Raw genomic sequence first — 15,158 nt, 5'->3', positions numbered from 1 at the left:
TTAAAGCAAAAAATTATTGCTATAAAAGCAGCATCTACACTTTTTTTAGGTACTTATTTATGCTCAAACGTTACCATGGAATAAGTTTCAGCTGTATAGTAGGGCTCCTGATCCACTTCATATTCTTTAGCTAATTGTGCTGCTGTTTTATGATCAACGCACTGTATTCCCAGCTTGGTGCATAAAGAAACTATTTCGCCTGGCTCAAAAAATGCTTTAAAAGGAGATTTTTTACTGGCAAACTCATCTAAAGTTTTTTCGAGGCATTTTTCCTTGGCGGATGAGTCTAATTGCTGCGTACTTGTTTGCATCAGAGTGTGCATATAATCGAACGTAATAACCATGTGACTAAACTTACTTGATAAATCACGTAAAATTCTCAGCACATCTTCTTTTTCAAGATAGAATGTATTACCTTCCCATAGGATTAAGGTTGGCTTTGTAAAATCAATATCATTGTTTGTTAATGCGGCAATTAAATCACCATTCACATAATCGAGCGGAATGTAAGTAGCATTCTTATGAATACATTGTTCTGCGTAAATCTGTTCTTTACATTTTAAAATTTGTGGCTGGTCAATCTCAAAAAAACGTACTCCAAATTGTTGCGTATACTTTATTTTGCGTGCAGGCAAAGTATCAAAACCACTACCTAAAATGATAACTTGCTTTACTTCTTTATTTTTTACGGCATCTGATACAGTCTGTCTAAAAAAACGCGTTCTGGTAGCTAAGGGCAACCACATTCTCTTGTCGAGTCTTTGCTCCGCCTCTTCTTTTACTTGCTCATTAACAAAGTTCTGCATAAGAGGATCTTTAAATAAGTCGTTTTCTCTTGTACCTTGCATTTGGGTTAATGAAAGCCAATTTTCTTTAGATTTAGCCTCATTTTTCCAATAGTTTGCTAATAAAGAAGTCGTAGCAACGTTATGATCTTTTAAAATTTTTTCACGCATAAAAACAATTCTCTTATTTTAATAACTCATCTACAATCAGTTTGGCACCAGAATAATAGACAGCATGGTCAGCATCTAAATATATAATATTATCGGTAACTTCTCTACTCATACGCAATTGATCACTTAAAAGTAGCGCTTTATCATAGCGGCATACTAAAGAGCGTTTAGGAGTACGAGTATATTTTTCACCGATTTGAACTGGTTCATTAAAAGGTCGAATAGGCTGCGCTTGTAATCGAGACATCGCCTTTTGAGCATCCGCCCTTTTACAACAATTGAAAAAAATATTGATTAAATCTGCTGAAATCTGAAGACGAATTTCTTGTAAAAGTTCATCGATAATCAAAAAAGGTGTGAGGTTATTCGATTCAGATTCGAGTGCCAATGAAAACAAAGACTTCTGATCGTGCGGAACATAACCTGCGACAAAAACAAGTTCGCCAATGGCTTCGGGAATCCTTTCTGCAACCGCGGAAATAATTAATCCAGCCATACTATGTCCGACAAGGATAACCTGTTCTTGTTGATGTTGTACTAATTGAATAACACTATTCACATAATCAGTAAAACCTATGGAGCTGCTTATTTGCTTTTTTTGACCATGACCAGGCAAATCAGGCATCAAAACTTTATGCCCTTTCGCAATAAGTTCTTTTGCAATAGGCTTCCAGCACCAGGAAGCATGCCAGGCACCGTGAATTAAAATAAATGTTTGACCCTTTTTCATAAGACGACACTTTCTAACGATTTTTCACTAGTTGACAAAACATATTCATCATAGCGATTTGCTCTATATTATTTGGTACAGAATCCAACAATGCTGGAGAATACACTATAACAGCCATACATTGTGCTCTTGAGATTGCAACATTAATACGATTCTTATCAAAAAGAAAGTTTACCCCCCGAGGTGACTCATTAGCACTACTTGCGCACATACTTAAAAATACAATCGGCGCTTCTTGTCCCTGGAATTTGTCAACACTCCCTACCCTTGCTTTATCTCCAAGGGCTGCTTTAAATTTATTAACCTGGAAATTATAAGGGGCAACAAAAAGTATATCGTCCCAATCTATCGTTCTTTGCCTGCCTCTTTTGTCATTAAAAGTACGTCCCAACAATTCATGGGCTAAAGAAAAAATTTGCGCTACCTCTTCATCACTCCCCTGAGTATTACCTTCATGAATCACTGGTACAGGGATTATTCCAGCTTCCTTGTTCAAAATGCCATTATAACCAACGGGAACCGTTATCAATTGCTCATCATTTTCCGGCGCGGTTTCAAGTTTACCTTCATATATGGCCTCACTAATAAATTGATTGACCGCTGAGTGCATACGATAAGTTGTTCCCAAAAATATGCCCATTGAATCAGGAATAGTCGGAGTTGAATGTAACAGGTAATCTAGAATGGACAATCCACTATCATCAGGATGGCTCCCTTGGGAAGGTTGTCCCAATTGCATCTGATCCCCCATTAAAATAATATTCGATGTTGACCTGCTCATGGCAATTAAGTTTGCAACACTCACTTGCCCTGCCTCATCAATAAAAAGATAATCAAATGCATGTTCAAGATCATCTCTGGAAAAGCCCCAAGCCGTAGTTCCTACAACGCATCCCGGCTGCAAAAAGCTACTAATATCCTTATTTTCCAAAACATTAATATTTAAATCATCAATAACTGAATCCGTTTTGCTTTTACAGGAAAAATGCCCGGCAATTCCCATTTTTTGGCAATATTTGGCTGTATTAATCAATAAATTATTGATGGCCTTATGGCTATTGGAAGATACACCTACTTTCTTTCCTTTTTTTATCAATTCGGCAATCAAGTGCTTACCTGTATAGGTCTTGCCAGCGCCGGGTGGACCTTGAATAGTCAGATAACTATTATCCAAATTAACAACCGCCTTGATAATCTCATTCAGCCTTCTTTCTGGATCATGACTGGGCGCTATCGCCTGACCCGATGTATGATCCTTGATTCTCGGAATAGATTTGCCTAAAAAATCAACTATAGCAGTTTGAGCGAGCATTCCATTTGCAAAGGATTCCGCCTGTTTTGTAATTGCCTGGGGTATTGGATCGGGATCAATATATTCATTTGGAATTAAGGTAATAAGACTATCAGGTTCATTTTTTATTTGCAGAGCAATAATCCCATGATCCAAATCACTGCCTTCATTATGGCAAATTGCCTTTATGTTTTTACCATCAGGCGTCTCATTCCCTAAAAGATAATATTCTTTTGCATTAGCTTTGAATTCCTGATCAGGATCAAACGAATATTCGTAAACTAAATTTCGTGCTTTTGGAGTGGATTTATAAGGTGGTTTTTCAGTTCGCTGACAATAAGCAAGGCAATCCATATCCTCAAATAACTCTTCTTCGCTTAACCCTAATCTATCAAATAACCGCCAAAAAACAGGCTTGGCTTCACGTCTATGAAATTCGATGGACCAAGCCATAACGGAATGAAGTTTAGACAGCAGCTCATGGCCCTCGCTGTGTAATTGCAACGCTCGTTTAAGTAATCTATCGCGAAGTTTAATGCGCTCATTAACTTCTTCTTTAATTTCAGGTTCAATCAACTCTGTTTGGCCAAGAAAAGAAATACCACAGGCTTCTTGTTTTTCTCTTAACCACCTCACCAATTCCTGAGTAGAATTACAATCATCAATATTATAAGAGCGAATATCGTTTAATATTTTTGAGGTTTGCCAAGTATCACCATCAGGATTTTCCCGCCAACGCTCATAAACAACTACTGAATCGCCACCAGATCCTACTTCTGTGTCTCGTTTAGCGCGGTATAAATGTTCCACATTTTTAATTGAGTAACGAGGCTCCCCTATCAAGAGCGCGGATTTTACGATTTTATATAAATCAACAAAAACTCCATTGCGTAACAATTGATCTATTTCATACTCACATACCCCATACCTGCTCATTAACTTTCGGCAAGCAGTAACTTCATAGCTTGCATAATGGTAAATGTGCATGGAAAGATCTTGCTGCCATCTTTTATAGACCCATTCAACAAACGATCTAAAGCTTTCTTTTTCCTGATCTTTGTCATGTGCCCAAAAATCCATATATCGGCGTTGATCATTTTCATCAAAATATGTCACACCCCAAAGATATTCCAATCCCCCGTCTTCTAAAGGAAATCCCTCGATATCAAAAAAGATATCATTTTTTGATTTAGGAGGTAGCAGAGCCAGCCCCTGTTTTCTTCCATTTTCATGATTAATTAATTGATAAGCAGGAACATCCTTGCCAATGCTGTCTTTTTGAATTTTAGCCTGGGCTTTTAATTGCTCGAATAATTCATATTTTATTCCTTTTACAGTTTTATAATCAGAATTAGCTAAAGCAGTCATAGTATAGATGCCTGCTTGATTTAATTTCTTGATTTGTCCCGAGGTGATAGTAGCAACCTGTATCAGGTGATCTGCCTTTAATAGAAGATTCTTTGCATGTGTGCTCCATCTTCCCCAACTTTTAGACAAGGCGGGATCTGGGCTTTTAAAGGGCTCGAACTGTTGATGTAGTAACAAAAATTGATGCTTCAGATTTTGGTAGAAATAAAAATAATCATTGAGCCTGAATCGTTTTTGCTCCTTGTTGCCCAGGATGATGGTGATATGATCCGCTCTTGCTTGTTGCATCACATCCAGCATTTCAGCATAACAACTCAATTGCACCAAAAAATTCGGCTTGACATACTTAGCTAATTTAGTATCCCAAACTTCATAACAATAATCTCCAAAAATACTTTTCCCCTGGACTTTAATCAAAAAATCAGCATATCCTTTAAACGGAAGCAATTCCAAATGCGCCTGATAAATTACATCTACCCCATTTTTCATAGCATCTATGGTAGCTTGGTATGAATCCGTCCGATTACGCAAATTAGCAATTGTTAATCCCTTTGCCTCAAAAGAGGCTAATACTTCTGACTCATGTTGATTTCCCATATCATGCAACACACTAAGCAACTCATTGTTTTCATCAGGAGAGGGAAGATACTCAGGATTTGTTACTGCCAAATGATCCATCCATGAAGCAAAAGGGCTATCCATAAACTGAGCTAAATCTGATGGTGAGAATACAATTTGATTCGATTCAAGATACATTAAATTTTACCTGCATTTAATTAAGGCCTATTGCCAATCCATCCTCGCCGCGTAGGTGCCGCGACTTGCTCCTGAGAGATGGTCACAAAAAGTGAGCATAACTTTCTGAAAAGAATGATGAATATTTTTTGAAGTACATGAAGATATGTGATCCAATAGTGTTTCCGACCTTATTAAGGTTCACCATCATGCACTTGATTGAATTATTACATAAAACATTCGCAGAGCAACTCCCCCAAGTTCATAAAAATAGATTAAAGAGTTTAATGGGTACCAGCAAAGTAGCGGTTAGCACTAACAAACTTTATTGAACGGGTTTAGGTAGGTTAATATCCAATACCAACGGAAAATAGCACTCTTCAAAAAGTAGATAGACTATTGGGCAATGAACATTTACACGTGGAACGAGACTTGTTTTACAAAAATAAATATCTTATGACTGGTGGCTGCTATTGCTACTTTTGCTGCATGGATTGCAGGGCTTCATATTCAATCAATAGGCAAAGTTTCTGATTTTCAAGCGCATTCTGCTAAATCCGCTTTCGCTTTATTCATCGTGTTCCTCGGAAAACACGTGTTGAAAAAAACGCTTCTTTTGACTCAAGAAAACTTTCAGAATTTGCTAATGATGCTTTATCAATGCGCTATTCAAGCACAACATGCAGCCCCTCAGATGTGATTATATTTTGTGAGGATCTCTCAGGAACAAGTTTCGATACCTACGCGGTGGGGATGAATGGTCAACTCGCCTTAATAGTTATTAGTATTAATAGATTTTTATTGCGAGTAAAGAAATGCGATTTATGATATTAAATTTTGATTTTCTTTAGACTGTTTATTTTTTCTATATTTTCCTATTGCCAGCACTAAAAAAATCAAAGCCTTGCGTTTTTGTTATAAGAGTGAAAATGTGTAATTCTTTGTCAAATACTATATGCGTTGGTTTACCCCAGGCCAATAAATACTTAAGCAAAAGTCAAAACATTATCCTTTGAAGATAATTTTGGTGTTTCAAATGTTGTATTTCCTTTTGCTTGAGACAAAGTTGACTCCTTATTTTTATTAGGGAGCTTTTGCATCATTTTTAATTTTTTCTCAACCTCTGGCGACAAAGCAAGTTCTGGAGGAACTGTTTTGTGGCGAGACACCCCTGCATTTAAGGCCCCCATCATCATTCGAGGGGAATTAGAGTGCGGTTGTTCTAAATGAGGATCCAATTTTGCCTCTAACTTTCGAGCTAAAGTAGGATCTAAAACCCACATCGCATCAGCCAGAGCAGGAATACACATATTTGGCTCATTATTTACCCACCAACCTAAATCAATCATAGCCCTGCGTATGTAGTCCGCTTTCTTGTTATTTTTATCGAGTGCAAAGCGTAATATACTATTCAGCGCTTTGGCTGGTTCTTTATAATTAATGGGAAGTTCTTTATTTGAACTCAAAAATCCAAACCAAGAGTTTTCTAGTTTTTCATGATATTTTTGTCTGAATTTTTTACACAATTGTTCAGGACTTTGTTCTGCTGGCGCAGTGATTTTATATTTACCTAATGCGTCTATATTTTTATAAAACTCAGACATCAACAAAGCGTGCATTGTAGCAGTTGGATGCACATCATCCCAAAACATATGTTTAGAACCTGGAGAGGTTCTCTCTGGAGTCATGGTATAGTCTGTTGAATCTTTATAAGCTTCTTTGAGTTTTTTACTATCAAAATATTGAGCATATTCTGATTGAGGGTTATCTCGCACATCAGTATATATTTTAGTAAAAATAGAATTAATATTGAAAAAATCAATAGAACAGGAAGGATATTTTTCTTTTAATTTTTTATATTTCTCTTCGAGTTGGGTATTAAAATATTCTGTTATTTCGTGAGCCTGGCCTTCTCTTGATGTACCTTGAAAACGTGGTGTTAGTGATAAATCGGGCAAATTACAAAGCATAATATTTTTAAAGCCCTGTTGAAGCAATTTCTCAATGTTATCGATATTACTTTGTACCGCAAGATTTGCTGCCTCTTTTGTGGGTTCTGAATTAACCGTAATTAAATCATTGGCACCAGAAAATACAGTAATCAATGTCCTTTCTTTATCCTCATAATCTTCTTGTTTCTCGAGGTCGACTAGAAATTGATCCACCTGCTTTGACAAATTAGATACAATTAAACGAGTAAAAAAAAGCTTTATCGAAGTAAATGGGGCAAATAGAGAAAGAAAAAGACCCTTCCAGCTGTAATCATAAGATGTAGCCCCACCCTGGCTGTAATTCGCGAAGAAATTTTGCCCATTATATTGAGCAGTACGCCCATCATCGAGCGAATAATACTCTTGAACGTATTTGCTGTAACGAGGATCTGTAATTATCTGATCTGATATATCATCAGAAGATTCTTGAAGAGTTGAAGCGTTCAGAAGCCGCATTTTGTTGCGAAGAGTTGCACGTTGAGCATTCGTTTTATACCGATGTGCGATTGCAGCATCGGCTATATCCGTGCTATCAACTATATGTCCTGGATTAATTATATCCTCCGGAGTACCTTCTTGCTTTGCAGTAAATAGATGACCTTCTTCTCTATCTTCTACGCGTTGCTTACGTTTTACTTTTCTTGATTCAGCGATAACGTCATCCAAAGTATATCTTTTTCGGATGAATGGAGACTGGGAGAGAACTTCATCACTAATATCCGCATTATTCAGATTATATTTTCCAAAACGGTGATCAGAATCATTTTTTATTTTGTCGTCATTAAGAAACTTACTGATAAGAGTTGCTCTAAACGAATCAGCCCATGTATACCCATTAGTAAAGCGCTCTTTAGGAGACTTATCCAATCCTAATGCTTTGAGCCATAAACTTTTTACCCATGAGCCTAGAAAAGAAAACTTTTCCCCCATGTTTTTACCGTCAGAAAGGCTATCACCAAATACAACAAAGTGGGTTAGGTTTTTTTTAGATTCACGCTTACTGATTGCCATGCAAAATAAACACTATTTGATCGATTATTGATATTCTATAGATAAATTATTAAGGATTTATTAATCAAAATATGGTGGGCAATTTTTTTAACAAATATCAAAATAGAAAAAGAAAGTTCTTTTAACTTTCTTTTAAACTTGTTTTGATTTTAAGTCCACTGGGCTTCCAAATCGCTGATAAATGATTATAAAAATACTCTTTGCCTCATCCACTCGAAGAAGGACACATATAGCGAAATAGACTGAGGCGGCAAAAGAAATAGAAATGACAAGAGAGACCCCGCGTACCCAAAATGAAGGATGGTAAAGAAAATCAGTCCCATACGCAAAGATAAATTGACACACAAAACCTAATGTTGCAGCTGCTAGAATACAACGTAATGTAGTGCTGCATAGATATCGATTTTGCATATTATGCAAGCGACTCATAAGAATATATAGAATCAAAAAGTTCACAGTAGCAGAGACTGTTGTTGATAATGCAAGTCCACAATGCCCCATATTCAATTTGAAAATTAAATAATAATTCAAAATAATATTTAAGATGATGGTGGCAAAACTGACTATCATAGGAGACCATTTTTTATCAATAGCATAAAAGGCCGGTGAAAGTACCTTGATACAGGAATATGCCACAAGCCCAAGAGCATAAAATTGCAATGCATATGCAGTTTGCAAAGAATCTGATGCATGAAATTTTCCATGCCCATAAATAAAACTTATAATCGGGTTTGCAAAAAACCAAAGTCCAACAGCTGCTGGCATGGTCAAAAAAATTGCTAAACGAATCGCTCGCGCCAAGGTGGGACCAAGTTGTGAGTGATTGCTTGTTGCCGCAAGACGAGATACTACTGGTAGTGTAATCGTAGCAATAGCCACTCCTAACATTCCCAGTGGAAATTGCATGAGTCTAAATGCGCTATTTAGCCATGTTACTGCTTCTTTACCAAGGTATGATGCAAATCCGGAATTAATAAGTACATTCACTTGTACAGCACTTGCAGCAATCACAGCAGGAATAGTTAAAATCAAAGTTTTTCGAATCCCGGAATCATACCAATGAAAATTGGGTCTAAAACGAAAACCAACCTTTCTTAGGCTTGGGAATTGAACGCCAAGCTGTAAAAGTCCCCCTATCACTGTTCCAACAGACAAACCAATCAACGCCCGCTCTCCAAAAGAAGGATCAATCAGCCATCCACACAAAGCACCACCAAGTATTGAACCCATATTAAAAAAGCTCGAGGCTAATGCAGGTACACCAAAGACATTTTTCGAATTAAGCATCCCCATTACAATAGCAGCAAGAGACACCAATAAAATAAAAGGAAACATTAATTGAGTGAGGAAAACAGTTGTTTCAATATCATTTGCTGAAAAACCAGGAGCCAATATGAAAATAATGTATTTGGCAAAAATAATTCCCAAAAGACACAAAACACTCATAAAAATACTGGTTAATGTCAGCATTTTTGAAGCCAGTTGCCAAGCTGACTGATCACCTTCAGTTTCAATTTTCTTAGAGAACACAGTAATAAAGGAAACAGAGAGTGCTCCCTCTGCAAACAAATCCCTCAAAAGGTTTGGCGCACGGAAGGCAATAAGAAAAATTCCCATAGCAGCACTACCAAATAAGGCATTAAACAAAACCTCTCGAATAAGACCTAATACACGGCTAACCATAATAGCGAGGGCTACGGTTCCAGTAGCTTTTACATTCAGGGTCTTATCATTACTCATGTTTATCCAAAGCATCTTAGCAAACAGCCCTATGATAGCCCAAGTGCAATACTAGTGATACCCCCATCTTAATTAGCTATCCAAAAATGTCTTCATTAAAATAATTACTTTCATGGATAATATTTTGATTATGTTATTCGTTTAAACAGACCTGAAGTAACCGTAATAATGAGGAGTAAAAACATTTATAACTGTCGCTGAAAAATGATCGCTCAACAAATGAGTTTAGAAACTGATATAAAAATGTTCAGCAAAATTGAAGGGGATTATAATTCAATCAAGATAGCCATTGTTAATATAAAAACAGAATTTTAACCAAGTCGTCTTTCTATCGTGTTTCCCTTGTCATTATCCTTTTCACTCACGTTGTCTCTTGATGTTCCTGGGCTTGTATATGCATCATCCGAAAGAATATTCGTTACGCTGGAACTTGACTTGGGGGAAGATAACAATAATCCACCACCATCATCTGCTAAATAATCATCTAAATACTTGTCTATTTTTTCGACTGCTTTATCATGCAACTCGGCTACCTTATCGCTTAGTTGAGAAATTTTACTACTGCAAAAATCACGTGCAGCCTTAAATGCATTTTGAGCTGCACTTTTGACATCAGGCCAGCCTGTGTTTTGGATCCAGTTGCCTGCCTGGACCAGCGCATTTTTGGTGCTTGTGTATGCCGTTTCAGCGCCGCTTTTAACTGCAGGCCAGCCCGTGTTTTGGATCCAGTTACCTGCCTGGACCAGCGCATTTTTGGTGCTTGTGTATGCCGTTTCAGCGCCGCTTTTGACTGCTGGCCAGCCTGTGTTTTGGATCCAGTTACCTGCCTGGACCAGCCCATTTTTGGTGCTTGTGTATGCGGTTTCAGCGCCGCTTTTGACTGCTGGCCAGCCCGTGTTTTGGAGCCAGTTGCCTGCCTGGACCAGCGCATTTTTGGTGCTTGTGTATGCCGTTTCAGCGCCGCTTTTGACTGCTGGCCAGCCCGTGTTTTGGATCCAGTTGCCTGCCTGGACCAGCGCATTTTTGGTGCTTGTGTATGCCGTTTCAGCGCCGCTTTTGACTGCAGGCCAGCCCGTGTTTTGGATCCAGTTGCCTGCCTGGACCAGTGCATTTTTGGTGCTTGTGTATGCCGTTTCAGCGCCGCTTTTGACTGCAGGCCAGCCTGTGTTTTGGATCCAGTTACCTGCCTGGACCAGTGCATTTTTGGTGCTTGTGTATGCCGTTTCAGCGCCGCTTTTGACTGCTGGCCAGCCCGTTTCCTTAGCGAATTCAGCGGTAGCACCTATCGCATTGAGAGGGGTGGTTATAACTCCCATCAATGCTGTGCCAATTTCTTTGCCTAATTTTTTAGCAGCTAGTGCCACTTTGTTCCAATCAAGTTTTCTAGTGGTTGGCATGCTGTATCTCCCATAGACTAGAATCAATTGCTTCGCACCGTGGTGAGTGACCTAACCTACAGTTTGCAATAGTATGCATAAAAATTTTTTATGTGTTCTATATTGGAGAGCTCGTTATCTGCCCGTCACGTGGGCTTGATAAACAATGGTATGTAGTTACCATTAATTTATAACAAGAAAAGCAACATAGTTCATGCTTAGCTAGCGAGCTTAACAATATCCTCCTGGATTAAGGAAATATCAGCGAACAAATCTACAGCACGATTTTTCTTTTCTGGTATCATGCCTCTCATATCAATTAAACTCATTCCTGTACTTAATCCGTAAAGTGCGCTTGAAAGAGAATCGGTAAACTCTTTTATATCCTCAGCATTTGGACTTGTATTATCGATAACTATTGATGCCAGCCTTTTTCTTGATTTTTTTAATTCAATATTCATTTCAGTATTTTGATCTAACATTTCGATTTGTTCTATTGTTGTAATTAGCTTAGGTATGAGCAGGCTTATTTTTTGATATTTATAAACATCCTCAGACGTAGCATTAACTACCTCATCTGTTGTACCAATTTCCTCATTTGATCTGCTTTCAGAAGGATTCATTGCATTTAACTCGATGTTTGTATCCATATAAATCTCCTATATCGTTTTTAGCAGGGTCATAGAAATAAAACGATGACCATTAGGGTATATTTTTAATCATTTAGTATAATATTAGTTACTTGATACCGTAATATCAAGGCTACGATAGAAGACAATTAAAGAACAAAGTCGGATTTAATTCTTATAAAAAATGCAAAATTTTGTGAGTTATCAGAGAGTTTATACTACAAGAAAACCAAAAAATGATTCTCAATTGCTCTATATTTAAAAATATCAATCAAAATATAATGTCATGCTAACATTTCACCTGTTACTAATTATTCAGGAGAAAATTAATGGCAGGACCTTACAATACACATACTATAGTTAATGTGTTCCGCTCAATTGTTCAGTTAATATCGCAATATCAAGAGTTATTACATACACAAGGAATTTTTCGGATCCCAGGCTCGAAAGAGGAAATAGAGCGTTTACTTGAACAACTTATTGGAGATCATTTTAATGTAGAAGTATTGAGTAACTACATAATGAATGAAAATACAGTTAATAACGAACATCTCCATAATGTTTTAGGGATGATCTCTGCAATGCTAAAAGAGAGTCAAATATTAGCTTCCACAGATGATCTACTTGTATCTTTTTCTAAAAAATTGAAATCATTATTAGAATCTCATCAAGAGGAAGACATTAAAAACACTATAGCGGCTCAATTATTGGATAACTTCATTAGTGATCTTCTTCTTTCAAAGAGAATAGATCATCAACGTGCAGGAGAAATTCTTTATCATTATTTCCATTTAATGCATCAAGTAGGTAAATACCAGGAAATTAATTTTATGACTTATAATAATCTTGCCATTATTATAGCACCTGGCCTTACTAATGAATTAAGCCTGTATACTGGCAACAACCTGTTAGATTTGACAAGCTATGTCAGTCAACTAACCCCTGTCTTAGAAAATTACATTGCAGAAACAAAATGGGACTGTGATTTTAAGAAATACCATGCAGACAAATTAGATCATTTAGAAAACACAAGGTATTCTTTACGTGAACAGCTGGAACATATGAAAGAAGCTTCCAGAAAATCGGTTACTACCCCAATGAAAAGTTATATGTTGCAAGCATCCATGATAAAAGCACAAATTGATGCTATAAAAGAAGTGCAACAAGATCATTCCCTTAAAAAGAAAGCGAAAAAAAAATTAGGTAAGCAACTTGATCCCTTGCAAGAAGAGCAAAGTGATCTCCTTTCGAAAATTTCTGAATTGGCGCCCAAAATTAAGGCAATGAACAGTGGACAACAACAAATTCAAAAAGAAATCGATATGCTCACTCACTCAGGAAATCGAGTAACATCATGTGAGAATCCATCTAATAACTCTAATCTTGTTCAATTTAGTATTTTTGAACCAAGTAGTTCTAATGCATGTACGGTGTTACCTACTATTCCTGAAGAAAAAGAAGAGTTTGAAGACCAGGAAGAATACATTCATCAATAACAGAAACACCCCCCAGTAATCAAAAGTTGGGCTAGCAAGCACATAGCCCAACAGTCAAGTAGGAGTTTATATAAGCGAGGCTATAACATGTTTTTATAGAGTTGATATTTTGAATAACAACTCCAGTAGCCATTTTGTGATTATCGAGCTAAAAATTTTTTTGATACTATGTATGTTTCTTCGACATGTAGACCTTTTCCAGATTCTAATTGTTCTTCATCCCGGATCGAGTTTTTAGCAGGTCTAAAAAAGTGAGTTTTCCTCTCTATAGATGAGAAAAAGAGTCTTGGATTATGTAACGAAATCAAATTATTCCATAAATCGCTTGGTGATAAAAACTCACCATGATGGTTTTTGTTGTAAAACTCCATGGAGCGCAATAATGCCTTGCAAAAACTGTTTTTCAAAGCTTGCTCTAAATTGGGTAGGCCATATTTATGGCTCTCGCTCATTAGAGTGCTATGTAAAAAATGAGGTCCACTAAAGGATGCATGGTCAAAATAAATGTGATCATTGATTGTTGCCCAGGGCTTTTCTCCATCCTCTGCTGGAGTGACGAGTCCTCGCAAAAGATCGCGAATTTCTAGTTTTTGATCATCTCCATAGGAAACATCTATTAAATTATCTTCAATGGCGTACATTAAAACCAGCAATTGAATGGAGTGAGAATATTTTCCATGCAGTAGGGCACTGATATCCAAAGTATTTTCCGTGGTATGCGCCCCATCAATGATATGAGAACTTGCTGTTGTATCATTAACAAATCCATACCATTTATAAGAGGACTGACCACAACCAAATTTTTGTAACTCGTCTATGATGGAGAGACTTAATAGGCTATCCAACTTTAAGGGCTGATAAGTGCGTTTAGGAATAGGCCATTGCATGGCTAAATGAGATTCGACTGTATATTCAGTGCTGACAAGCTCGTTTAAATTAGGTGTATGGAATGTATTTTGTACCTTTAAAGTAATGGCATTTTCTAATTCTCGTAGAAGAGTGAAGCATGTTAATGGATCTGCCAGGATTTTTTTATAGGCCGCGAGCGTGTTAGTAATTGCCATTTCTTTGGTGATTTGCTCCTTCGCTGCCTTAGGGTGAAAAAATGAGGGAGATGAACTTTGATTGCAACTTGCTTTATCCGTACTCAGTGGGAGTGATTTATATTCAGATTGATAATAGTCTTTAATTAGGGGCGAAAAAAACCTTAAGTCTTTGAGGGTCAGAGCCGAATTAAATTTGGGGTTTAAAATAATTTGAATTAAATTAAGCATACCCTCCTCTGGAACAAAGATTGTTTCAAGTACGTTATTTTTCATAACTGTATTTGATAAAAACTCTTTAATTGTTCCTTTGTTTTTAGCATGATTCAATAATAAGTCGAGTATTCCTCTACTAGAAACTCGTGCTGCTATTCCAAATAAGCCTATATTATCTGGATAATATCCTGATAAATTGGCGTTATTCTTTAAAAGAATATCTACTATCTCTAAATAATTACAAGGGCAAGCAAGCATCAATGGACTAATGTGTCCCTTTTTTCCGTTCCATTGGGTTAAAGCCTGATTATAATCAAAGCCATGATTTATCATTTTCTCCAGAGTTTTAGCATCATTCATAGCGACCACATAAATGAGAAAAGTGGCTCCGCCTAACACTAAGTCACCGGTGTTTGTTTCAAGATTGACAGAAAAAGTTGCTTTTTTTAATAACTCTATATCATCTTTATTACCTTGATCGATAACTTCATTGATTAATGGTATTATTTTCGAATAAGGTATGGACTCCAGTCTTTTTTTTAGCATTAATAACCTTACATTGGTTACTGGCATTAT

General features: G+C 36.9%; 10 protein-coding genes. 2 read left to right on the top strand and 8 right to left on the bottom strand.

Features of this window, described 5'->3' with window-relative positions; translation table 11 throughout:
- Positions 1–53: 53 nt before the first annotated feature.
- Genes EKG34_RS00170 through EKG34_RS00160 form a run of 3 tightly spaced genes read right to left on the bottom strand, consistent with a single transcriptional unit; the run spans position 54 to position 5,101 of the window.
- Complete coding sequence (locus tag EKG34_RS00170) at positions 54–956, bottom strand: class I SAM-dependent methyltransferase (RefSeq protein ID WP_003632344.1); 903 nt, start codon at positions 954–956, stop codon at positions 54–56.
- Positions 957–969: 13 nt separating this feature from the next.
- Complete coding sequence (locus EKG34_RS00165; protein WP_003632345.1) at positions 970–1,686, bottom strand: alpha/beta hydrolase; 717 nt, start codon at positions 1,684–1,686, stop codon at positions 970–972.
- Positions 1,687–1,699: 13 nt separating this feature from the next.
- Positions 1,700–5,101 (bottom strand): TM0106 family RecB-like putative nuclease, encoded by a 3,402-nt coding sequence (locus EKG34_RS00160; RefSeq protein WP_003632346.1) that lies wholly within the window; start codon positions 5,099–5,101, stop codon positions 1,700–1,702.
- A 442-nt stretch (positions 5,102–5,543) separates the two neighbouring features.
- Between EKG34_RS00160 and EKG34_RS00155 the strand changes: the two genes are divergently transcribed.
- A complete protein-coding gene (locus EKG34_RS00155) occupies positions 5,544–5,780 on the top strand; it encodes a hypothetical protein (protein ID WP_003632349.1) in 237 nt (78 codons plus the stop codon).
- 286 nt (positions 5,781–6,066) lie between these two features.
- On the opposite strand, the gene EKG34_RS00150 is transcribed toward EKG34_RS00155, so the two are convergent.
- From EKG34_RS00150 to EKG34_RS00135, 4 genes are all read right to left on the bottom strand, one after another.
- Complete coding sequence (locus EKG34_RS00150) at positions 6,067–8,082, bottom strand: SGNH/GDSL hydrolase family protein (protein WP_003632351.1); 2,016 nt, start codon at positions 8,080–8,082, stop codon at positions 6,067–6,069.
- Between the two features lie 132 nt (positions 8,083–8,214).
- On the bottom strand, positions 8,215–9,822 hold the full coding sequence (gene murJ / locus EKG34_RS00145; protein ID WP_012978952.1) for a murein biosynthesis integral membrane protein MurJ: 1,608 nt from the start codon (positions 9,820–9,822) through the stop codon (positions 8,215–8,217).
- 311 nt (positions 9,823–10,133) lie between these two features.
- Positions 10,134–11,219 carry a hypothetical protein gene (locus EKG34_RS00140; protein ID WP_130560085.1) on the bottom strand — a complete coding sequence of 362 codons (1,086 nt, stop codon included), beginning with the start codon at positions 11,217–11,219 and terminating at the stop codon, positions 10,134–10,136.
- Between the two features lie 197 nt (positions 11,220–11,416).
- Positions 11,417–11,848, bottom strand: a complete 432-nt coding sequence (locus tag EKG34_RS00135) for a hypothetical protein (protein ID WP_003632353.1) — start codon at positions 11,846–11,848, stop codon at positions 11,417–11,419.
- Positions 11,849–12,156: 308 nt separating this feature from the next.
- Between EKG34_RS00135 and EKG34_RS00130 the strand changes: the two genes are divergently transcribed.
- On the top strand, positions 12,157–13,323 hold the full coding sequence (locus EKG34_RS00130) for a Rho GTPase-activating protein (RefSeq protein ID WP_003632354.1): 1,167 nt from the start codon (positions 12,157–12,159) through the stop codon (positions 13,321–13,323).
- 140 nt (positions 13,324–13,463) lie between these two features.
- Here EKG34_RS00130 and EKG34_RS00125 read toward each other — a convergent pair whose 3' ends face one another.
- Positions 13,464–15,128: an ankyrin repeat domain-containing protein gene (locus EKG34_RS00125; protein ID WP_105166093.1), complete on the bottom strand. Its 1,665-nt coding sequence runs from the start codon at positions 15,126–15,128 to the stop codon at positions 13,464–13,466.
- Between the last annotated feature and the right edge of the window lie 30 nt (positions 15,129–15,158).

The sequence above is a fragment of the Legionella longbeachae genome (assembly GCF_004283175.1).
In the GTDB taxonomy this organism is placed as follows: domain Bacteria; phylum Pseudomonadota; class Gammaproteobacteria; order Legionellales; family Legionellaceae; genus Legionella; species Legionella longbeachae.
This window is presented reverse-complemented; position numbering and strand designations above follow the sequence as displayed.

Bases quoted from the DNA above. Each gene is read 5' to 3' on its own strand.
- EKG34_RS00140 (WP_130560085.1), bottom strand. From the start codon at position 11,219: ATGCCAACCACTAGAAAACTTGATTGGAACAAAGTGGCACTAGCTGCT.
- EKG34_RS00160 (WP_003632346.1), bottom strand. From the start codon at position 5,101: ATGTATCTTGAATCGAATCAAATTGTATTCTCACCATCAGATTTAGCT.
- EKG34_RS00150 (WP_003632351.1), bottom strand. From the start codon at position 8,082: ATGGCAATCAGTAAGCGTGAATCTAAAAAAAACCTAACCCACTTTGTT.
- EKG34_RS00135 (WP_003632353.1), bottom strand. From the start codon at position 11,848: ATGGATACAAACATCGAGTTAAATGCAATGAATCCTTCTGAAAGCAGA.
- EKG34_RS00130 (WP_003632354.1), top strand. From the start codon at position 12,157: ATGGCAGGACCTTACAATACACATACTATAGTTAATGTGTTCCGCTCA.
- EKG34_RS00170 (WP_003632344.1), bottom strand. From the start codon at position 956: ATGCGTGAAAAAATTTTAAAAGATCATAACGTTGCTACGACTTCTTTA.
- EKG34_RS00165 (WP_003632345.1), bottom strand. From the start codon at position 1,686: ATGAAAAAGGGTCAAACATTTATTTTAATTCACGGTGCCTGGCATGCT.
- EKG34_RS00125 (WP_105166093.1), bottom strand. From the start codon at position 15,128: ATGCTAAAAAAAAGACTGGAGTCCATACCTTATTCGAAAATAATACCA.
- murJ (WP_012978952.1), bottom strand. From the start codon at position 9,822: ATGAGTAATGATAAGACCCTGAATGTAAAAGCTACTGGAACCGTAGCC.